General features: G+C 60.0%; 15 protein-coding genes. 3 read left to right on the top strand and 12 right to left on the bottom strand.

Annotation, left to right across the window (positions count from 1 at the left end; translation table 11 throughout):
- Window positions 1–23: 23 nt before the first annotated feature.
- A complete protein-coding gene (locus FOY93_RS14790; protein ID WP_111965802.1) occupies window positions 24–770 on the top strand; it encodes a GntR family transcriptional regulator in 747 nt (248 codons plus the stop codon).
- On the opposite strand, the gene FOY93_RS14785 is transcribed toward FOY93_RS14790, so the two are convergent.
- Genes FOY93_RS14785 through FOY93_RS14775 form a run of 3 tightly spaced genes read right to left on the bottom strand, consistent with a single transcriptional unit; the run spans window position 744 to window position 3,972 of the window.
- Window positions 744–1,697, bottom strand: coding sequence for a PfkB family carbohydrate kinase (locus FOY93_RS14785; protein WP_136195411.1), 954 nt, complete (start codon window positions 1,695–1,697; stop codon window positions 744–746). The two genes, FOY93_RS14790 and FOY93_RS14785, sit on opposite strands and share 27 nt — an antisense overlap.
- Window positions 1,694–2,698: an ADP-ribosylglycohydrolase family protein gene (locus FOY93_RS14780; protein WP_136195410.1), complete on the bottom strand. Its 1,005-nt coding sequence runs from the start codon at window positions 2,696–2,698 to the stop codon at window positions 1,694–1,696. The genes FOY93_RS14785 and FOY93_RS14780 overlap by 4 nt, the downstream gene beginning before the upstream one ends.
- On the bottom strand, window positions 2,695–3,972 hold the full coding sequence (locus FOY93_RS14775) for a nucleoside permease (protein ID WP_136195409.1): 1,278 nt from the start codon (window positions 3,970–3,972) through the stop codon (window positions 2,695–2,697). Before FOY93_RS14775 ends, FOY93_RS14780 begins: the two co-directional genes overlap by 4 nt.
- Before the next feature lie 250 nt (window positions 3,973–4,222).
- Between FOY93_RS14775 and fbaB the strand changes: the two genes are divergently transcribed.
- On the top strand, window positions 4,223–5,275 hold the full coding sequence (gene fbaB / locus FOY93_RS14770; RefSeq protein WP_008500869.1) for a class I fructose-bisphosphate aldolase: 1,053 nt from the start codon (window positions 4,223–4,225) through the stop codon (window positions 5,273–5,275).
- Between the two features lie 53 nt (window positions 5,276–5,328).
- Here the strand turns inward: fbaB and yegS are convergent, their stop codons facing one another.
- A complete protein-coding gene (yegS, locus tag FOY93_RS14765; protein ID WP_136195408.1) occupies window positions 5,329–6,228 on the bottom strand; it encodes a lipid kinase YegS in 900 nt (299 codons plus the stop codon).
- 140 nt (window positions 6,229–6,368) lie between these two features.
- Here yegS and FOY93_RS14760 point away from each other — a divergent pair, with 140 nt between their 5' ends.
- Window positions 6,369–6,869: a 2-thiouracil desulfurase family protein gene (locus FOY93_RS14760; protein ID WP_136195407.1), complete on the top strand. Its 501-nt coding sequence runs from the start codon at window positions 6,369–6,371 to the stop codon at window positions 6,867–6,869.
- 161 nt (window positions 6,870–7,030) lie between these two features.
- On the opposite strand, the gene trhP is transcribed toward FOY93_RS14760, so the two are convergent.
- From trhP to yegD, 8 genes are all read right to left on the bottom strand, one after another.
- A complete protein-coding gene (gene trhP, locus FOY93_RS14755) occupies window positions 7,031–8,392 on the bottom strand; it encodes a prephenate-dependent tRNA uridine(34) hydroxylase TrhP (protein WP_133294786.1) in 1,362 nt (453 codons plus the stop codon).
- 168 nt (window positions 8,393–8,560) lie between these two features.
- A complete protein-coding gene (baeR, locus tag FOY93_RS14750; RefSeq protein WP_127731642.1) occupies window positions 8,561–9,283 on the bottom strand; it encodes an envelope stress response regulator BaeR in 723 nt (240 codons plus the stop codon).
- A complete protein-coding gene (gene baeS, locus FOY93_RS14745) occupies window positions 9,280–10,683 on the bottom strand; it encodes an envelope stress sensor histidine kinase BaeS (RefSeq protein ID WP_143345309.1) in 1,404 nt (467 codons plus the stop codon). The genes baeR and baeS overlap by 4 nt, the downstream gene beginning before the upstream one ends.
- On the bottom strand, window positions 10,680–12,095 hold the full coding sequence (locus FOY93_RS14740) for an MFS transporter (RefSeq protein WP_136195406.1): 1,416 nt from the start codon (window positions 12,093–12,095) through the stop codon (window positions 10,680–10,682). Before FOY93_RS14740 ends, baeS begins: the two co-directional genes overlap by 4 nt.
- Window positions 12,096–15,173 carry a multidrug efflux RND transporter permease subunit MdtC gene (gene mdtC / locus FOY93_RS14735; RefSeq protein WP_115875809.1) on the bottom strand — a complete coding sequence of 1,026 codons (3,078 nt, stop codon included), beginning with the start codon at window positions 15,171–15,173 and terminating at the stop codon, window positions 12,096–12,098.
- Window positions 15,174–18,296: an MdtB/MuxB family multidrug efflux RND transporter permease subunit gene (locus FOY93_RS14730; RefSeq protein ID WP_143345308.1), complete on the bottom strand. Its 3,123-nt coding sequence runs from the start codon at window positions 18,294–18,296 to the stop codon at window positions 15,174–15,176.
- Entirely contained in the window at window positions 18,296–19,498 is a 1,203-nt protein-coding gene (locus FOY93_RS14725; RefSeq protein ID WP_143345307.1) for an MdtA/MuxA family multidrug efflux RND transporter periplasmic adaptor subunit, read from the bottom strand. The genes FOY93_RS14730 and FOY93_RS14725 overlap by 1 nt, the downstream gene beginning before the upstream one ends.
- A 169-nt stretch (window positions 19,499–19,667) precedes the next feature.
- Window positions 19,668–21,020: a molecular chaperone gene (gene yegD, locus FOY93_RS14720; protein WP_133294781.1), complete on the bottom strand. Its 1,353-nt coding sequence runs from the start codon at window positions 21,018–21,020 to the stop codon at window positions 19,668–19,670.
- Window positions 21,021–21,037 lie beyond the last annotated feature (17 nt).

The raw sequence follows: 21,037 nt of genomic DNA, 5'->3' as shown, positions 1-21,037 counted from the left end.
ACACCACGCCTGAGAAAACAGAGATGGAACAAGCGCATACCCGGTTAATCGCTCAACTGAATGAACGGATCGCCGCGCCGGACAACACGCCGCTGTACCTGAAATTTGCCGAAACGGTAAAAAATGCGGTGCGAAGCGGCATGCTGGAGCACGGGAATATTTTGCCCGGCGAGCGCGATCTGAGCCAGTTAACCGGCGTGTCGCGCATTACCGTGCGAAAGGCAATGCAGGCGCTGGAGGAAGAGGGCGTGGTGACGCGTTCCCGTGGATATGGCACGCAAATCAACAACATCTTTGAATATTCGCTGAAAGAGGCGCGCGGGTTCTCGCAGCAGGTGGTGCTGCGCGGCCAAAAGCCCAATACGCTGTGGGTCAACAAGCGTGTGGTGAAATGCCCGGAAGAGGTGGCTAACCACCTGTCGATCTCCCCGGACAGCGAGGTTTTTTTACTTAAGCGCATTCGCTATGTGGATGACGATGCGGTGTCGATTGAAGAGTCCTGGGTCCCGGTCGGGTTAATTCCCGATCCGGATGCAATTGGCATTTCGCTGTACGACTACTTCCGCAGTCAGAACATCTTCCCGCAGCGCACCCGCTCAAGGGTGAGCGCCCGCATGCCGGACAGCGAGTTTCAGGCGCACATAAAGATGGATGAAAAAATACCGGTGCTGGTGATCAAGCAGGTTGCGCTTGACCAGCAGCACCGTCCGATTGAGTACAGCATCAGCTACTGTCGCAGCGATCTATACGTCTTTGTATGCGAGGAGTAATTCCTCACGAGTCGGGGCGCAATCGCCGCCGCGGTGGCTGACCACCCAGGACGCCACGGCATTCCCCAGCAGAACGGCGTCTGCCAGCGACCATCCCGCTGCCAGCCCTGCCAGCGTGCCGCCCGCGTGGCTGTCGCCAGCACCAATGGTGTCCACAACCGTCGCCGGGAACGCCGGAACAACGCCCGAGGCGTCACCGTCATACCACATAGCACCGTCTTTATCATGGCGCACGATTAGCGCGGCGCCGAAGCGCTGCTGCCATACTTCACCCAGGTTGTCAGCCTCTACGCCCAGTCTTTCAGCCGCGAGCCCCGCTTCCTGACGATTGAGCGACACGATTGGCCTGCAGGTCATAATCCGCTCCATCAGCACGTCGGGGATATCCGCGATGCGGGGGCCGAAATCGATCAATGCCGTCACGTCCTGTAATCCCTCCAGCCAGCGTGTCAGCAGCTCGCCGCACGGCGATGCCAGCTGGTAGCCGGACAAATAAACCAGGCTGTTTTGCGGAACGTAAAGCGCATCCAGCCAGCGCTGCTGCCACTGGTTCTCCACGCCGCTAAAGGACATAAAGGTACGTTCGCCGTCAGGCTCAACCAGCGCCAGGCACCAGCCGTTGTCGCCCGTATCGGCCTCCACGGCGCTGTGCAGATCCTGCTTCGCCATGGCGTTGCGGATAATATCCGCCCAGACGCCGTGACCGACGGGCAGAGCGTTTTGCGCCGTAATGCCGAGCCGCTTCAGGGCGATGGCAATGTTTAGCGCGCAGCCGCCGATATTCACGCCCTGCTGCTTAAGTTCGATATCGCACCCGCGCCAGGGCAGGGCGTAGGCGTCGGCGATGACGTCTATCACCGCTGCGCCCAGCACCGTCACCGGGCGCGTGGCGTGCAGGGTGTCGAGACGTTGGGCAAATGCATTCATACGCCCTCCCTTTGCTCCCGGTAGTGCAGCAGTTTCTCGCAATAGTGGCCGAAATCGAGCCGGTTAACGGCGTCGAGCTCGGCCTTCAGCGCCGGGTCAATTGCCTGGACGCCGTGGAGCGCGCCGCAGATGGCTGTCGCCATGGCACCAATGGTGTCGGTATCGCCGCCCAGGTTGGCGCATAAAATGGCGCAGCGGTTCGGTTCGGTTTCCGCCAGTTCGACCATCGCAATGGCCGCCGGGACGGACTCAATGGTGCTGGTTCCTGCGCCGACAAGCTGATAAATCTGCTCGCTGGCGGAGTCGATGCCGTTGGCTTCCCGTACAGTCTTAAGCGCCAGCTCAATACGCGCCGCCAGCGACGCGCTGAAGGTGGTGGTTTTCGCCTCCTGCGCATAGCGGGCGATACCCGGCAGGGCATCGACGATGTTCTGCCAGCTTTCGCCGTCGACGGCACGGGAAACCGCCCACGCAATCACCACCGCGCCGGCAATGGCGAGGTCGGATTTATGGGTCGGGCTGGAGGCCAGCGCCACCTGCTCAACAAAGTGTTCCAGACGCGTGGCCGGAAGCAGGCAGCCCAGCGGGGAGGCGCGCATCGCCGCCCCGTTGGTCACGCCGTTGTTTTCCAGTTCGCTCACCGGCTTGCCGTCACGAATTGCGTTAAGCGCGATTTTGGAGGTTGGGCCGAGCACGTTCTTATTAAACGCATCGAAATCGAGCGCCCAGTTCAGGATATGCTTGCCGATAACATCCGCGTTAATCTCCCCGTCGCACTCAACGATCGCATCGGCCAGGCACAGCGCCATTGAGGTATCGTCGGTAAACTCTGCCTGTTTGAAATAGCAGGCCGCATTATTCTCTGCCGGGCCGGGTAAAAAGCGGTCGATCCAGCCGAAGTGCGCCTTGATGCGCTTTCTCGGCCACAGCTCCGACGGCATGCCCATCGCATCCCCTAAAGCCTGCCCGTAAAGGGCACCGAGAACACGTTCTTGTTTCATTTAACTTCCCCTTGTGTCAGCGCGGTATCGCCATCAACCACCGCAATTGCGGCGATCTCTTTGTCCGATTCGCGGAAAAACAGCATAAACAGCACGGCAATCACGGCAATCATGATTGCACCAAACGTCCACATTCCGGCCCAGTTGAAGGTCAACCCATTCACCGGCTCTTTGTATGCGAACATTTTTTCCATCATCACGCCGCCCAGGCGGTAACCCAGCAGGCTACCAAAGCCCTGGCAGCACAGCGTAATCAAGCCCTGTGCGGCGGTGCGCATGTGCACCGGCGCTTTTTTGTCCACGTAGATATACGCGGTGACGTAGTAGAAGTCGTAGCTCACGCCGTGCAGCAGAATCCCGAGGAACAGCAGGGCGTAGGTGAAGTACTGTTCCGCACCGCCGTATACGAAGAACCCGTAGCGGATGGCGGCGGTAATCAGACCCAGCAGTAAGACCTTCTTAATACCAAAGCGTTTGGTAAAGAACGGCAGGGCGAGCATAAAGAAGATTTCGGAGAACTGGCCGAGCGTCATCCAGCCGGTGGCGTTTTTCATTCCCACTTCGGAGAGATAGCCGTTGGCGAAAATGTAGTAGAAGGCCAGCGGCATGGCGAACAGGAACGAGCAGAAGAAGAACACGAGGAAGTTTCTGTCGCGCAGCAGGATCAGCGCGTCCAGCCCGAGCATCACTTTGAAGTCCAGCTTGCCGGTACTTTTCGGCGGGGTGTTCGGCAGGAACAGGGCAAAGACGCCGAGCAGGGCGGAGCTGGCGGCCGTCATCAGCAGCGGAATATTGGTATCGGAAATATCGCTATAGCCCAGCATCTGCGGCAGGAAGCCGCACGCCAGCCCGGAGGCGATCCAGCCGATAGTGCCCATCACGCGGATACGCGGGAAATCGGCCTCGACGTCATCCACGTTCGCGAAGGCAATACTGTTGGTCAGCGCGATGGTGGGCATATAGGTCAGGGAGTAAACCAGCAGCAGCGGGAAGAAGGTGCTGAACTGGGTTTGCTGTGCGGCGAAGTACATCAGAATCGCGCCGGCAAACATCAGCACCGCCAGTACTTTCTGCGCGGCGAAGAAGCGGTCCGTCAGCGATCCGACAAGAATCGGGGAGAGGATAGCGGCAATGGCGGTACAGGCGTAAGACCAGCCGATTTCCCCGGCGGTAAAACCGCTTTTGCTCAGCCACAGCCACAGCGGCACAAACCACGCGCCCCAGATAAACCATTCAACAAACATCATGAATGACAGTTGGACTTTCGTTTTCATTTTTTAATCCTGCATGTCAGAAAGGGTACGCCTTTAACATACCATTCAATAATACCTTTTAAATACCTTTGTGGCGATTGTTTGATCAATGTAACAGTTTTGTTGTACACGAATCGAGCCAGCAGATTGTGCTGAAAAAAAATGCAATGGGTGGAAAATCTGTTAAGTCGGTACCAGGCTTAGTCTGCCCATAAATAATGGGACTGGATAAACACACACCGACACGACGTCGGACTTACGGGAGTATCACATGACTGATATTGCGCAGTTGCTTGGCAAAGACGCCGACAGCCTTTTACAGCATCGTTGTATGACCATTCCAGCCGACCAGCTTTACCTGCCTGGTCATGATTACGTTGACCGCGTGATGGTCGATAACAACCGTCCCCCTGCCGTGCTGCGAAATATGCAGACGCTCTATAACACCGGGCGGCTCGGCGGCACCGGATATCTCTCGATTCTGCCGGTAGACCAGGGCGTTGAGCACTCGGCGGGCGCCTCCTTTGCGGCGAATCCGCTCTACTTCGATCCGAAGAACATTGTTGAACTGGCGATTGAAGCGGGCTGTAACTGTGTAGCCTCCACCTACGGCGTGCTGGCTTCGGTTTCGCGTCGCTATGCCCACCGCATTCCGTTCCTCGTGAAGCTGAACCACAACGAAACCCTGAGTTACCCTACCGAATATGACCAGACGCTCTACGCCAGCGTCGAGCAGGCGTTCAATATGGGGGCGGTTGCAGTTGGGGCGACGATTTACTTTGGCTCTGAACAGTCCCGTCGTCAGATTGAAGAGATCTCTGCGGCGTTTGAGCGCGCTCATGAGCTCGGCATGGTGACCGTGCTGTGGGCGTACCTGCGTAACTCGGCGTTCAAAAAAGACGGCGTAGATTACCACGTGTCGGCCGACCTGACCGGCCAGGCGAACCATCTGGCGGCGACCATTGGCGCTGACATCGTGAAGCAAAAAATGGCCGAGAATAACGGCGGCTATAAAGCGGTAAACTTTGGCTACACCGATGACCGCGTTTACAGCAAGCTGACCAGCGATAACCCGATCGACCTGGTGCGCTACCAGCTGGCGAACTGCTATATGGGCCGCGCGGGGCTGATCAACTCCGGCGGCGCGGCGGGCGGCGATACTGACCTGTCAGACGCGGTGCGTACGGCGGTTATTAACAAACGCGCGGGCGGCATGGGGCTGATCCTGGGTCGTAAGGCGTTTAAGAAATCGATGGCCGACGGCGTGAAGCTGATCAATGCGGTGCAGGACGTCTATCTGGACAGCAAAGTCACGATTGCCTGACCTGAGGGCGAAGTGTAGGCCGGGTAAGGCGTAGCCGCCACCCGGCAATACCATTAGCGCAAAAGCACACAGTCCGGCGGCAACCGACACTGCAGCGCGCCGGGCAACACCTCAATGCGGAACTGTGTTCCGCTTAACGGCTCTCCGTCGAGGTTAAACGTCATCCCGTGCGGGGCATTTACCTCAAACCACGCCGATTTCCCGTCAATGATATTTGGACTCTCTTCCGGCTGCGTCAGCGTGGTAAACAGCGCGGGCAGCAGGCCGTCGCCCGTGAAAATCCTCAGCTGTAGCTGACCGTCATTGATCAGCGCCTCCGGGCACAGCTGCTGACCGCCGCCCGCCTGACGCCCGTTGCCAATGCCAATGACCAGCGCGTCACCCTGCCACTGAAAATCCTCGCCGCGAATTTCGCAGCGGTCAGGCTTGAGGGTATCCATGCGCATCAGACCGTGGATCAGATACGACACGCCGCCCAGCGCCGCCTTCAGTTTTTCCGGCGTTTCGCTGGTGATGCGCGTGCCAAACCCGCCGGTCGCCATATTGATAAAGCAGGTTTTATCATTCACCTGCGCAATATCCACGGCGGTGGCTTTACCGAGGATCGCCAGCTGGAGCGCCTTCTCTAACTCCTCCGGGATCCCGGCGCTGGTGGCAAAGTCATTGGCGGTGCCGAGCGGTAAAATGCCCATCACCGGACGGTTTGCCGGGGGCAGGTCTATTAGCGCTGAGGCAATCTCATTGATAGTGCCATCGCCGCCGCCGGAAATGATGGTCTCAACGCCAAGCCCGAGGGCTTCATTGATATAGCGTGCCGCGTCGCCTTTTTCCCACGTCACCCTGACGTGAATGCGCGCGCCGTCGTCGCGCAAGCCGCGAATTGCCTGACGCAACAGATCGTTGCCTGCACTTTTGCCATTGAGAATCAATAAACTGTCTGGATAGGTTGCCATCCGCGCTGCTCCCTTTTTTAGCGTTAGTAAGAGTGTATAGCAGAGAGGAAAAAAGCGGGTAAGAACAGGATGAAAGGAACAAAATATGCCCGAAAGCGCGTTACACTCCAGCGATGATATGGACTAATCACAGGAAAGTGATGATGAATAAAATTTTGGTAAGCGCGTGCCTGATGGGCTTCAGGGTTCGTTATAACGCAAGTGAAAAAGCGAGAATGAACGCGCAACTCGCTCGCTGGCAACAGGAACAACGTCTGGTTATCCACTGTCCTGAATTGGCTGCCGGGCTGCCTGTACCGCGTCCTCCGGCAGAGATTATGTCTGCTGATGGGAAAGACGTAATGCGCGGGCAAGCCAGAATTATTGAAAATACCGGGCAGGATGTGACCGCACATTATCAGCTTGCAGCCTGGCTTGCGCTACGCGCTGCTCAGGAGTCGGGGTGTAGCGCTGCATTGTTAACCGATGGCAGCCCAACGTGCGGCAGCGAGTTTATTTATGACGGATCGTTTCGCGGCATACATAAAGCGGGGAGGGGGGTTGCGGCATCGTTGCTCGCTGAGCATGGGATCGCCGTGTTCTCAGAGAAGCAAATCGACGAACTCATTGCCTGGATTGAGGAGATAGAAGGCAAAAAATAAGCCCGCGTAAGGGAGATTACGCAGGCTAAGGAGGTGGTTCCTGGTACAGCTAGCATTTATGGGTTATGTTTTTCAGCGGGGGGATAATACCCGTATTGAACGAAGCGGTATGTGATCCGATTCTAAGAATTATCCCAGCGCGAAAAAATTTCCCTGATTGACTATTTGCCGTGTGGGTTTCGGGTGCTTTCACCGTTGAAGTTACGCATCAGCAGCGCGAACTTCAGCTCCACCTCTTCCGGAACCGGCAGCCAGACGGTATGCCCGTCGCCCGGCGCGACCTCAATCGCTTCGCCTTTGCCGTTTTCCAGATGCTCCAGCGTGAAGTTCATGTTGCCCTGCGGGGTCATCAGCTCCAGGCTGTCGCCTTTGGTGAACTTGTTTTTCACCGCGACGGCCGCCAGCGCGCCTTTACGCTCGCCGGTGAAGTCACCGACAAACTGCTGGCGCTCGGAAACGGAGTAGCCGTGCTCGTAGTTCTGGTAGTCGTCATGGGTATGACGGCGCAGGAAGCCTTCGGTATAGCCGCGGTGCGCAAGACCCTCCAGGGTTTCCAGCAGGCTGGTATCGAACGGTTTACCGGCGGCCGCATCGTCGATGGCTTTACGGTACACCTGCGCGGTACGCGCGCAGTAGTAATAGGATTTGGTGCGGCCTTCAATCTTCAGGGAGTGCACGCCCATCTGCGTCAGACGCTCGACGTGGGCGATGGCGCGCAGATCTTTCGAGTTCATGATGTAGGTGCCGTGCTCGTCTTCAAAGGCGGTCATATACTCGCCCGGACGTTTGGCTTCTTCAATCATAAACACGCTGTCGGTTGGCGCGCCGATGCCCAGCGTCGGCTCAACGTTGGTCACCGGAATAGGCTCGTGCTTGTGGACGATGTTGCCGACGTCATCCTCTTTGCCTTCCTGGACGTTATATTCCCAGCGGCAGGCGTTGGTGCAGGTGCCCTGGTTCGGGTCGCGCTTGTTGATGTAGCCAGAAAGCAGGCAGCGGCCGGAGTAGGCCATGCACAGCGCGCCGTGGACGAAGATTTCGATTTCCATATCCGGCACCTGAGTGCGGATCTCTTCGATCTCTTCCAGAGACAGTTCGCGGGACAGGATGACGCGGGTCAGCCCCATCTGCTTCCAGAACTTCACCGTTGCCCAGTTGACGGCGTTTGCCTGCACGGAGAGGTGAATATCCATCTCCGGGAAGTTCTCCCGAACCAGCATGATTAAACCCGGGTCCGACATGATCAGCGCGTCCGGCCCCATATCGACCACCGGCTTCAGGTCACGGATGAACGTTTTCAGCTTGGCGTTGTGCGGCGCGATGTTGACCACCACGTAGAATTTTTTGCCCAGGGCATGCGCTTCGTTGATGCCGAGCTGCAGGTTCTCGTGGTTGAATTCGTTGTTACGCACGCGCAGCGAGTAGCGCGGCTGGCCCGCATACACGGCGTCGGCGCCATAGGCGAAAGCGTAACGCATATTTTGCAGCGTTCCCGCCGGGGAAAGGAGTTCCGGTTTAAACATGTTTGTTCTCGTTCTGATGACAGGTCAGATCCGCGTACACCTGGTGCAGCGGTAAGGGGAGATCCCCCACTTTAAGGGCGGGCATTGTAGCGCTGCGGGGCAGGGAGGTAAAGTTATTGTGCCGGGTGGCGGCTTCGCCTTACCCGGCCAGGATTGACCCGCGGATGACTAGGCAATCCTGCACGCATCCGCTTCCCAGCGATACCCCACGCCATACACCGCGCGAATAAACGACTGTTCGGCGTCCAGCGCTTCCAGCTTGCGGCGCAGGTTTTTGATATGGCTGTCGATGGTGCGGTCGGTCACTACGCGGTAATCGTCGTACAGGTGGTTCAGCAGCTGTTCGCGGGAGAAGACTTTGCCCGGCTCGTGGGAGAGGGTTTTGAGCAGGCGGAACTCCGCAGGGGTCAGGTCCAGCAGCTTGCCGCGCCAGCTTGCCTGGAAGCGGCTTTCATCCACAATCAGCGGGCTTTCAGCGTCCAGCACCTGAAGCTCGCGCTGCGGCCTGCAGCGGCGCAGAATGGTCTTCACGCGGGCTACCACCTCGCGCGGGCTGTAGGGCTTGCAGATGTAGTCGTCCGCGCCGATTTCGAGCCCCAGCAGGCGGTCAATCTCTTCAATTTTAGCGGTGACCATGACGATCGGCACGTCGGAGAAGCGGCGAATTTCCCGGCACAGGGTCAGTCCGTCAACGCCCGGCAGCATTAAATCCAGCAGGATCAGATCCGGCGGAGTCTGGCGCACGTACGGCAGCACCTGGTCGCCGTGGCTTATCAGGGACGGGGCATAGCTGGCCGCGCGTAAGTAGTCGATTAGCAGCTGTCCCAGCTTGGGTTCGTCTTCAACGATCAAAATGCGCGGCGTGTTTTCGTCAATCGGTAACTCGGTCATACTTCTCTCGATAAATCCCGTTCCAGAGGTAACTCTACTGTAATGCTAACCCCGCCAAAAGGCGAATGGGCTGCGCGGATCGTGCCATTATGCGCCTCGACGATGTTAACGCAAATCGCCAGCCCCAGGCCGGAGCCGCCGCTGGCGCGGTTGCGGGAGCCTTCGGTACGGTAGAAACGTTCAAACAGTTTTTCCAGCTGCGCGTCCTGCACGCCGGGGGCGGAATCCGCGAAGGTGAGGGCAAAGCGCCCGTTTTCCTGCCTGCCGGAGATGTGCAGCCCTCCGCCGCTGTCGGTGTAGCGTAGGCTATTTTCCAGCAGGTTATTGAACAGCTGCATCAGTCGGTCTTTGTCGCCAAACACCACCGCGCTGTCCGGCAGGGAGAGGTCGATTTTCAGGTTGCGGCTGGCAAACCGCTCTCGGAACGCGCCGCTGATCACTTCCAGAATATTAATCACGTCCACCGGCGCTTTCTGGTAGGCCAGCGCGCCTTCGTCAGACATGGAGAGCTGATGGAGATCGTCCACCAGCTTGGTGAGCGTACCCACCTCCGCCTGCAGTGATGCCACCGATTCGGGCGTAAACTGGCGCACGCCGTCCTGAATGGCCTCGAGCTCGCCGCGCAGCACCGCCAGCGGGGTGCGCAGCTCGTGCGAGATATCGGCCATAAAGTCGCGGCGCATCTGCTGGTTTTTCTCCAGCGTGCTGGCAAGCTGGTTAAAGTCCTGCGCCAGCTTGCCCAGTTCGTCCTGGCTGCGGGTATCGACGCGGGTGGTGAAATCCCCGGCGGCGAGCTTGTGCGTACCCTCCACCAGCCGTTTTACCGGGGCGAGCAGACCGCGTGCCAGAAGGAAGGTGGCGAGCGCGGCGAGCAGCGTGGAGAGGGCTACAATCAGCCAGCTTGTGCGGCGCTGCTGGCGGTCAAAGTTGATGTCGGTGTTGCGCGTCAGGCGCTCCACCGGCGAGGCGATCACCCAGCCCACGGTGGCGTTATTCACTTTAATTGCCCGCCGGGTGCCGTCCGGCGGTATCGGCGCGCGCGGCCCAACCAGGGGGCGCATATCCTGGTCGATCACCCAGAACTGGGTGCGCCAGCCGTGCGGCGGCATGCCCGGCCCCGGGCGATCGTCACCGGTATCGTGCTCCAGCGAGCGCAGGATCTGGAAAATAAAGCGGTCGTTATTGCGCAGAAAACGCCAGTTGCCGTGTTGGGCGTACTGTTCACTCAGCGCATCGCTTAAGCCCTGTAAACGCTGTTCATTGCCATGCTTGATGTAATCAATAAAGCCGCGCTCAAAGCTTACCCGCACCGCCCAGTGCATGGTGATCAGCAGGACGATACAGGTGGCGAAGATCGCTACAAAGAGCTTGCCGGTAATACCCGGACGCCAGAATTTCATGAGCCACTCCTTTTGCCGCGCCTAATCACGACGTTCTTGCTGGTATCATCCGGCACTCTGGCGAAGATGAAAGCGGGCAGGGCGATGATGACCGCCATGCTGAGGTAGGTATACAAAAAGACCTGATGCGCCACCGGCGTGTCGACGCTGAGATGGTGCTGGCCGTACATGCCGAGCAGCAGGCCGGCAATGGTGACGCCCACGCTCATTGAGAGCTGCATGATCATCGACAGCAGGCTATTGCCGCTGCTCGCCAGATCGTCAGGCAGGTCCTTCAGCGTCAGGGTATTCATCGACGAGAAGCGCATGGAGTTGACGATCCCCTGACAGAACAGCACCAGCGGCAGGACGTAGTACCAGCCCATCAGCGCCACGGCCATAAACAGCAGGCTGACCAGCGCCAGCCCCAGCGTGGCGGCCACCAGCACGTGTCGATAGCCAAAGCGGTTGACCACCTGCACCACAACGCGCTTCATCCCCATGCTGCCGAGCACCATCGGGATCATCATCAGGCCCGCGTGGAACGGCGAAAAGCCCATGCCAATTTGCAGAAAAACGGGCGTCATAAACGGCAGCATCCCGCTGCCGATGCGTCCGGCGAAGCTGCCAGACAGGCCCAGACGGTAGGTAGGGTTTTTAAACAGGTTCAGGCTGAACAGCGCCTTATCGTTACCTCTGGCATGCCGCAGATACCACAGTATGGCGGTAACGCCGAGCGCGATCAGGAGCCCGAGCGTCAGGGGCGAAATCCCCAGCCCTTTTTGCCCGTCGAGCGCCAGGGTAAGCGTAGCCATGCCCGCCGCCAGCAGGATAAAGCCAAAGAAATCAAAGCGCCGGGTCTGCAATTTATAGTTCGGCATCAGCGTCAGGGTGGCGATGGCGCCGATGATGCCAACAGGAAGATTGATTAAGAAGATCCAGTGCCAGGAGGCGTACTCCACCAGAATGCCGCCCAGCGCTGGACCCAGCAGCGGCCCCACCTGACCGGGCAGGGTCACAAAGGTCATCGCCGCCATGTACTGCTCGCGTGGCACAATTTTCATCACCGTTAGCCGCCCGACGGGCACCATCATCGCCCCGCCGATGCCCTGCAGCACGCGCGCCGTCACCAGCTGGTCGAGGGTATTGGCCTGGGCGCAAAACAGCGAGCCGGTGGTAAACAGCACGATGGCGGTAAAGAAGATGTTCCGCACGCCGACCTTATCGGCCAGCCAGCCGCTGGCGGGCAGCATCACGGCCACCGTCAGCACGTAGGAGACAATCACCATGTGCATATGCAGCGGGCTCTCCCCCAGGCTTTTCGCCATGGAGGGGAGGGCGGTGTTGACGATGGTCGTATCCAGCGACTGCATAAAGAAGCCGAAAGCGACTATCCATAGCTGCCAGCGAACGTTAGCGGGGAGATCGGTCATTTACTCGGTCACCGTGGTTCTGTTTTTACGCGAGAAGCGCAGCCGCAGGCGGTCGAAGAACAGATAGACCACCGGCGTGGTGTACAGCGTCAGCAGCTGGCTCATCACCAGGCCGCCGACAATGGTGATCCCCAGCGGCTGGCGCAGCTCTGAGCCGTCGCCGCCCGAGATCACCAGCGGCAGCGCGCCAAACAGCGCCGCCAGGGTGGTCATCATGATCGGACGAAAACGCAGCAGGCAGGCCTGGAAGATGGCCTCTTCCGGCGACAGATTGCCGTTGCGCTGGGCGTCCAGCGCGAAGTCCACCATCATGATGGCGTTTTTCTTCACGATGCCGATCAGCAGCATGATCCCGATGAGCGCGATAAGGCTGAACGGCGCGCCGAACAGCTCCAGCGCCAGCAGTGCCCCCACGCCCGCCGACGGCAGCGTCGAGAGAATGGTCAGCGGGTGAACGTAGCTCTCGTACAGCACGCCCAGCACAATATAAACCGTGGCGATGGCGGCCAGAATCAAAATCACCTGCGAATTCATCGTCTCCTGGAACACCTGCGCGGTGCCGGCAAAGCTGCCGCGCACGGTGGACGGCACGCCAAGCTGGGTCATCGCGCGGTTGATAGCATCGCTGGCCTCAGACAGTGACGAACCGGCGGGCAGGTTAAAGGAGATGGTCGATGCCGCCGAAAGCCCCTGATGGTTCACCGACAGCGGCGCGTTGGCAGGCTGCCAGCTGGCGAAGTAGGAGAGTGGAATCGCCTTGCCGTCGTTGTTAATCACAAACATTTTGTCCAGGGCGCTGATGTCCTGGGTGTAGCGCGGGTCAACTTCCATCACCACCTTGTACTGGTTCATCGGCTGGTAGATGGTGGAGATCTCGCGCTGGCCGAAGGCGTTGTTCAGCAGGCTGTTGGCGGCTTCAACATTAATACCCAGCCGCGACATGGTTTCGCGGTCGTAGGTCAGCGCCATCTCGGCACCGTTGTCCTGCTGATCGGAGTTGACGTCCGCCAGCTCCGGCAGGGCGGCCAGCGCCTTGCGGATCTTCGGCTCCCACTCGCGCAGGGCGGCCAAATCGTCCGAGAGCAACGTGTACTGATAGCTGGCGTTCGCCTGTCGCCCGCCGACGCGGATATCCTGAACGGCCATCAAAAACAGGTTTGCCCCCGGCTCTTTGGCGAGCTTCACCCGCAGGCGGTCAATCACCTGCTGGGCGGTTTCGTTGCGCTCGCCGCGCGGTTTCAGGGTAATAAACATCATCCCGCTGTTGACGCGTGACCCGCCGGTAAAGCCGGTGACGTTATCCACGGCTTTGTCTTCCCGAATGATCTTCATAAAGTCCTGCAGCTTGCCGCGCATCGCCTGGAACGAAATGCTCTGGTCCGCCTGAATGCCGCCCATCAGCACGCCGGTGTCCTGTTCCGGGAAGAAAGTTTTCGGGATGGTGATATACATCCAGACGTTGAGCACAATGGTGCCCATCAGCACCAGGCCGACAAGACGCGTATGGTTCAGCACCCACTTCAGCGATTTACCATAGCCTTCCTGCAGTGCCATCAGGAAACGGCCAAAGCCTTTGCGGCGCGGCTGCGAATGGGGTTTGCTGCGCTTGAGCATCCAGCCGCACATCATTGGCGTCAGCGTTAAGGAGATGACCAGCGAAATGCCGATGGCGACGGAGAGAGTGACGGCAAACTCGCGCAGCAACCGGCCCGGCAGCCCGCCCATCAGCAGCAGTGGCAGGAAAACCGCGACCAGCGACAGGCTCATGGAGAGTACCGTAAAGCCCACCTCGCGCGTGCCCTGCAGCGCGGCCTGCAGCGGCTTCACGCCCGCTTCCAGATGGCGGGAAATGTTCTCCAGCACCACGATGGCGTCATCCACCACGAAGCCCGTCGCAATCGTCAGGGCCATCAGCGACAGATTGTTGAGGCTAAACCCGCACAGGTACATGGCGGCAAAGGTACCAATCAGAGACACCGGCACGGCCACCGCCGGAATAAGCGTCGCGCGGCCGGAGCGCAGGAACAGAAAGACCACCAGGATCACCAGCGCGACGGAGATCACCAGCGTTTGCTCGACCTCTTCCAGCGAGGCGCGAATGGTCGGGGAGCGATCCTGGGCAATTTGCAGATCGATCGCCGCCGGTATGGTCTCCTGCAGGTCCGGAAGACGGGCGCGAATGCTGTTCACCGTCTCGATAATGTTGGCCTCCGGCAGCTTGCGGATCATCAGCAGAATCGCCGGCTTGGCGTTGGTCATCCCGGCGTTACGCACGTCCTGCACCGAATCGGTGACGCTGGCAACGTCGCTTAAGCGCACCGCCGCGCCGTTGTTATAGTGGATGATGAGCGGCTGATATTCCGCCGCGGTTTTCAGCTCGTCGTTGGTGTGGATCTGCCAGCGGTGGCTGCCGTCCTCAATCGCCCCCTGCGGTTTACGCACGTTGGCGTTGCTGATGGCGGAGCGCACGTCGTCCAGCGACACGCCCTGGTTAAACAGCGCCTGCGGGTTTAACCCCACGCGCACCGCGGGCAGGGAACTCCCGCCAACGCTCACGTCGCCGACGCCGTTAATTTGTGAGATTGTCTGCGCCAGCTGGGTGGATGCAAAGTCGTACAGCTGCCCCTGCGAGTACGTATCCGAGGTCAGCGTCAGGATCATGATCGGCGCGTCGGACGGGTTGGCCTTGCGGTAGGTTGGGCGGCTCGGCATCCCGCTCGGCAGTAGGCTTTGCGCGGCGTTGATGGCCGCCTGCACGTCGCGCGCTGCGCCGTTAATATCCCGGTCGAAGCTGAACTCCAGAATGATGCGCGTGCTGCCCAGCGAGCTGCTGGAGGTCATCTCGTTGACCCCCGCAATTCGCCCGAGCGAACGCTCCAGCGGCGTGGCAACCGACGAGGCCATGGTTTCCGGTGAGGCGCCCGGCAGCGAAGCGCTGACCATGATCACCGGGAAATCCACCTGCGGCAGAGGCGCTACCGGCAGCAGCCGGAAGCCCAGCACGCCGCAGAGGGTAATGGCGAGCGAGATTAAAATCGTCGCCACCGGGCGATAAATGAAGAGGGCGAAAAACTTCACTTACGCCTCCTCTTCACGTTTCGGGAAGCGGCTTTTGGTCCACAGCGCCAGGCGGTCAAACAGCAGGTAGATCACCGGCGTGGTGAAGAGGGTCAGCACCTGGCTCACCAGCAGACCGCCGACCATGCCGATACCCAGCGGACGACGGAGCTCCGCGCCGACGCCGGTGCTGAGCATCAGCGGCAGCGCGCCCAGCAGGGCGGCAAGCGTGGTCATCAGGATCGGACGGAAACGCAGCAGGCAGGCCTGGAAAATCGCATCGCGCGGCGACATGCCCTGCTCGCGCTCGGCGGCCAGGGCGAAGTCGATCATCATGATGGCGTTTTTCTTCACGATCCCGATAAGCAGGATGATGCCGATGATGGCAATCACGTCCAGCTCACTGCCCGCCAGCATCAGTGCCAGCAGTGCCCCCACGCCCGCCGTCGGCAGGGTAGAGAGGATGGTGATCGGGTGGATAAAGCTTTCATACAGCACGCCGAGCACGATGTACATCGCCACGACCGCCGCCACGATCAGCCAGATGGTGTTACCCAGCGCGGCCTGAAACGCCAGGGTGCTGCCCTGGAACTGGGTCTGAATATCGGACGGGAAGCTGAGCTCTTTTTCCGCCGCCTGAATGGCCTCCACCGCTTCGCCCAGAGAATAGTTGTCCGGCACGTTAAAGGAGATGGTGGTGGACGGGAACTGATCCAGATGGTTGATCGACAGCGGGGTATAGCGTTCTTCCACCGTGGCGATAGCGCTCAGCGGCACAATGCCGCCGTCTTTGCTGGTCAGGCGCACCGAGTCCAGCCCCGCCAGGCCGGGCGTGTTCTCCGTGTTGTGCTCCAGCACCACGCGGTACTGGTTCGCCTGGGTGTAGATGGTGGAGATCAGGCGCTGACCGAAGGCGTTGTACAGGGCGTTGTCCACGTCCGCCATGGTGATACCCAGACGGCTGGCGGTATCGCGGTTGACGTTAACGTACGCCGCCAGCCCTTTGTCCTGCCAGTCGCTGCTAACATCGGAGAGCTGGGGCAGGGTGTTAAGCTTGTTCACCAGCTGCGGCACCCAGGTGCTGAGGGCATCCAGCGTGGTGGCCTGCAGCGTGAACTGGTACTGCGTGCGGCTGACCTGCGTATCAATGGTCAAATCCTGAATCGGCTGCAGGTAAAGCTCAACGCCCGGCACGCGCGCGACTGCGTTTTGCAGACGCTCAATGACGGCGTTGACGCGATCGTCGCGTTCATCCAGCGGCTTGAGGTTGATCTGCAGACGCGCGCTGTTGAGCGACGGGTTGGTGCCGTCGACGCCCACGTAGGAGGTCAGGCTCTCGACCGCCGGATCCTTCATGATGATTTCAGACACCTGCTGCTGGCGCTGCGCCATATTGGCGAAGGAGACCGACTGCGGGGCCTGAAGCGTGCCCTGGATAATGCCGTTGTCCTGGATCGGGAAGAAGCCTTTCGGAATGAAAATCCACAGCATCACGCTGAGCGCCAGCGTGCCGAGCGCCACGCCGAGCGTTGCCCACGGATGGTTCAGGACTTTCGCCAGCACGCGACCATAGGCGGCAATAATGCGCTCGAACATGCGCTCGGAGGCGCGCGAAAAGCGGTTTTGCTTGCGCAGGGACTCGTGGCTCAGCATGCGGGCGCACATCATCGGCGTCAGAGTCAGCGACACCACGGCGGAGATCAAAATGGCGACCGCCAGCGTCACGGCAAACTCGCGGAACAGCCGCCCGACGATATCGCCCATAAACAGCAGCGGGATCAGCACCGCGATCAGCGAGAAGGTCAGCGAGATAATGGTAAAGCCGATTTCCCCTGCGCCCTTCAGCGCGGCGGCCAGCGGTTTTTCGCCTTTCTCGATATAGCGCGAGATGTTCTCGATGACGACGATGGCGTCATCCACCACGAACCCGGTGGCGATGGTGAGCGCCATCAGCGTCAGGTTATTGATCGAAAAATCGAGGAACACCATCACCGCAAAGGTGCCGACCAGCGAGAGCGGCACGGCGACGGCGGGAATAATGGTTGCCGGAACGTTACGCAGGAACAGATAGATGATCATGACGACCAGCGCAATTGCCAGCATCAGCTCAAACTGGGTGTCGGTGACCGACGCGCGAATATTCGTGGTGCGGTCGGAAAGCACCTTCACGCTGACCGATTTCGGCAGGCTTTCGATCAGCTGCGGCAGCATGGTGCGGATGCTGTCGGCGGTTTCGATGATGTTCGCGCCCGGCTGGCGCTGCACGTTCATCACGATCGCCTGCTGCCTGTTGGCCCAGGCTCCCAGCCAGCTGTTTTCCGCACCTTGTTCTACGGTCGCCACGTCGCCCAGACGCACCGGCGCGCCGTTCTGGTAGGCGATAATCAGCTGACGATATTCGTCGGCGGACTGCATCTGGTCGTTCGCCGAGAGCGTCACGGCGCGGGTTGGGCCGTCCAGCGAGCCCTTCGCCGAGTTGACGTTGGCGTTGCTGATGGCGGTGCGGATGGTTTCACTGGTGAGCCCCAGCGCGGCGATGGCCTGCGCGTTCAGCTTGACGCGCACCGCCGGGCGCTGTCCACCCGCCAGGGTGACGAGGCCGACGCCGGAAACCTGAGAAATTTTTTGCGCCACGCGCGTTTCGACCATGTCCTCTACCTGGGTCATCGGCATCGCGGAGGAGGTGACGGCCAGCGTCATGATCGGCGGATCCGCCGGGTTCACCTTGCTGTAGACCGGCGGGTTAGGCAGATCCGACGGCAGCAGGTTGGTGGCGGCGTTGATGGCCGCCTGCACCTCCTGCTCGGCGACGTCCAGCGACAGCGTCAGCTGGAACTGCAGCGTCACGACGGATGCGCCGCCGGAGCTCTGGGAGGACATCTGTTTTAGCCCCGACATCTGGCCGAACTGGCGCTCAAGCGGGGCGGTGATGGCGGACGTCACGACATCAGGGCTGGCGCCGGGATAGAGCGTCACCACCTGAATGGTTGGGTAATCCACTTCCGGCAGCGCCGATACGGGCAGGAAGCGATAGCCGATAATCCCGGCGAGCAGGATCGCCACCATCAGCAGCGTGGTGGCGACAGGACGGAGGATAAACAGGCGTGATGGCCCACCTGTAGAGCCTGGCGGCAGCACCTGCATCAGGATTTCTCTCCCTGTTTCGCCGGTTCAACCACTTCTACTTTGGCTCCTTCGGTCAGACGGTCAATACCGTCGGTGACCACGCGGTCGCCTGCGGAAAGGCCGGCGCTGATGACCACCGTCTGGCTGTCCTGAATTCCGGTTTTTACCAGATGCTTGCTGACCTTATTGTCGCTGTTAAGCACCCAGACAAAGTTACCTTCATTACCCATCTGCAGTGCAGCGGTGGGGATCACCACCGCGTTCTCTTCGGTCGCGACCAGCATGCGCGCATTGACGAACTGGTTCGGGAAGAGGGCATCGTCCTGGTTATTAAAGCGCGCCTTCAGCTTGATGGTGCCGGTGGTGGTGTCGATCTGGTTATCCAGACTGAGCAGGGAGCCTTCGCTCAATTTCTGCTTGTTGGTGCGGTCCCAGGCTTCCACTACCAGGCCTTTACCGGCTTTTTGCGCCTGCATGACGGTCGCGATATCGCTTTCCGGCAGGGTAAAGACTAAATCAATCGGGTGGGTTTGGGTGATCACCACGATGCCCGTGGTGTCGCCGCTGGAGATTTGGTTGCCGATATCGACCTGCTTCAGGCCGACGCGTCCGTCAATCGGCGCGGTGATGCGGCTCCAGTCCAGCTGCAGCTGGGCGCTGGCCACGGCGGCCTCGTCGGCTTTGATGGTGCCCTGCGTTTCGCTGACCAGCGACTGCTGGGTATCAAGCTCCTGACGAGACACGAGGTTGGTTTTCACCAGCTGCTGGTAGCGCGCTAAATCCCTGCGGGCGTTGGCGAGCGTGGCTTTGTCTTTCGCGAGCTGTCCCTGCGCCTGGGCGAGGGCAACCTTAAACTGGCTCGGGTCAATTTCGGCCAGCAGATCGCCCGCTTTGACCTGCTGACCTTCCTGGAAGTGGATCGCGACGAGCTGGCCGTCGACGCGGCTGCGCACCGTGGCGGTATTGGCGGCGGTAATGGTCCCGAGACCAGTGAGATAGCGAGGAACGGCTTTATTCACCGCCGTCGCCGCCTGAACCGGCGCCAGGGTGCCGCCGCGCATGCCGTGACGCCCTCCGCCCGTGGGGCGCTGAGCCTGACCGGTGGCACCGGCGGGAGCGGCGGAGTTCGCGGATTGACTGTGCCAGTACCATGCGGCGGCAAGGACCACCACAATGATGCCAGCGGCGATTGCCCTGCGGGATTTGTTACTGCCTTTCATCGTTATACGTTCTCATCCTGAATACTTCGGGGAATGATACTAGTTTAGTCAGCTAACACAGCGGAAAAATGGAGGAAATATGGAAGACTGTCAGGAATGGTCTGAGAGTAGCGCCGCGGTTTTGTCCCTCTCCCTGTGGGAGAGGGTATCAGACCGGACCGCAACAACATTAGCTAAACATCACCTGCGCCCAGCGCGCCAGCCCTGCGGTAACGGAGCCAAAGTCATCGCCACCGGCAATCGGAATGCCCGGCAGCTGTTCCGCCAGCGCTTTTTTGATCAGCGGCGAACGGGCGCTACCCCCGGTCAGGTAAATCACGTCCGGCTTCTCTTTGCCGTTCTCCAGCGCCAGCTGCACCTGTTCCAGAATGCGCTGCAGCGGCTGGGCAAGCGCCGTCTCCAGACCGTCCTGCGAAATGGCGGTGGCCAGTTCGTCGCTGATGAACGGCAGGGAGACCGCATGCTCGGCGCGGTCGGAAAGGGCGATTTTGCTCTCTTCCGCGGTACGCACCACGCGGTAGCTCAGACGCTGGCGCCACACTTTATAGAGGAGGGCGACTTTTTTGGCGTCCTGGGCATCGCGAACCAGATCGTTAAGGAAGCGGCCGTTGGCGGTGCTATAAAAATCACTTTGCGCAGGCACATCGTTGATAGCAATCGCATTCCACCACGGCAGGATCGGCAGGGCGATGCCTTTTTCCGTCTGACCGCCCATGCCGAGCAGCGGCATCAGGCTTTTGAATGCCAGCGCGATATCGAGATCGTTACCGCCTACGCGGCAGCCGCTGTGCCCGAGCAGGCTGTTTTCACGATCGCGACGGTTATGCCATTCGGGGCCCATCAGCAGCAGCGAGCAGTCCGTCGTGCCCCCGCCGATATCCACGACTAATACGCGCTTCTCTTCCGTCAGCGTGGCTTCAAAGTCCAGCCCCGCGGCAACCGGTTCATACTGGAATACCACATCGCGGAAGCCTGCGCGGTGCGCCGCGCGTTCAAGGATCCCCTGCGCCTGCTGGTTGGCCTCGTCGCCGCCCAGCCCCTGGAAGTTGATCGGGCGGCCAATCACCGCCTGGGTAATCGCATCGGTGACCTGCGTCTGCGCCTGATTGCGAATATGCAGCATCATCGCGCACACCAGGTCTTCAAACAGCGCGACCTGCTGCGGCTTCAGGCCGCTGGCGCCGAGGAAGGATTTTGGCGACTTAACGAAATAGACTTCTTCGGGGTCTTCAATGTAGTGCCCGAGCGAAGAGAGGCCGAACTGCACGCTGGACGGCGAAACGTCGATGTCTTCCTCGCGATTAAAGCTGACCGCCCGGCGCAGCAGCGCCTGGGTCTCCGCCGCCGTGGCCGGAACCTGGTGGTGGCGGAACAGCCATTCGCTCACCGCTTCACGCGTCGGCGCGCAGAGCATTGACGGCAGCAGCGTGCTCTCTTTTTCCATTTTCAGGAGCCGTGGCTGCCCGTTTTGCATAATCGCAACCGAGCAGTTTGCCGTACCGTAGTCAAATCCAATAAACACGATGAATCCCCATGCCG

The sequence above is a fragment of the Enterobacter sp. 18A13 genome (assembly GCF_007035975.1).
GTDB lineage: Bacteria > Pseudomonadota > Gammaproteobacteria > Enterobacterales > Enterobacteriaceae > Enterobacter > Enterobacter vonholyi.
The sequence above is the reverse complement of the archived record's forward strand: the minus strand, read 5'-3'. Positions and strand labels throughout refer to the sequence as shown.

Excerpts from the sequence above, each read along its gene's own strand:
- FOY93_RS14790 (WP_111965802.1), top strand. The coding sequence starts at position 24 with ATGGAACAAGCGCATACCCGGTTAATCGCTCAACTGAATGAACGGATC.
- yegS (WP_136195408.1), bottom strand. The coding sequence starts at position 6,228 with ATGGCAACCTATCCAGACAGTTTATTGATTCTCAATGGCAAAAGTGCA.
- FOY93_RS14740 (WP_136195406.1), bottom strand. The coding sequence starts at position 12,095 with ATGACCGATCTCCCCGCTAACGTTCGCTGGCAGCTATGGATAGTCGCT.
- FOY93_RS14730 (WP_143345308.1), bottom strand. The coding sequence starts at position 18,296 with ATGCAGGTGCTGCCGCCAGGCTCTACAGGTGGGCCATCACGCCTGTTT.
- FOY93_RS14785 (WP_136195411.1), bottom strand. The coding sequence starts at position 1,697 with ATGAATGCATTTGCCCAACGTCTCGACACCCTGCACGCCACGCGCCCG.
- fbaB (WP_008500869.1), top strand. The coding sequence starts at position 4,223 with ATGACTGATATTGCGCAGTTGCTTGGCAAAGACGCCGACAGCCTTTTA.
- baeS (WP_143345309.1), bottom strand. The coding sequence starts at position 10,683 with ATGAAATTCTGGCGTCCGGGTATTACCGGCAAGCTCTTTGTAGCGATC.
- FOY93_RS14725 (WP_143345307.1), bottom strand. The coding sequence starts at position 19,498 with ATGAAAGGCAGTAACAAATCCCGCAGGGCAATCGCCGCTGGCATCATT.
- FOY93_RS14775 (WP_136195409.1), bottom strand. The coding sequence starts at position 3,972 with ATGAAAACGAAAGTCCAACTGTCATTCATGATGTTTGTTGAATGGTTT.
- baeR (WP_127731642.1), bottom strand. The coding sequence starts at position 9,283 with ATGACCGAGTTACCGATTGACGAAAACACGCCGCGCATTTTGATCGTT.
- FOY93_RS14760 (WP_136195407.1), top strand. The coding sequence starts at position 6,369 with ATGATGAATAAAATTTTGGTAAGCGCGTGCCTGATGGGCTTCAGGGTT.
- trhP (WP_133294786.1), bottom strand. The coding sequence starts at position 8,392 with ATGTTTAAACCGGAACTCCTTTCCCCGGCGGGAACGCTGCAAAATATG.
- FOY93_RS14780 (WP_136195410.1), bottom strand. The coding sequence starts at position 2,698 with ATGAAACAAGAACGTGTTCTCGGTGCCCTTTACGGGCAGGCTTTAGGG.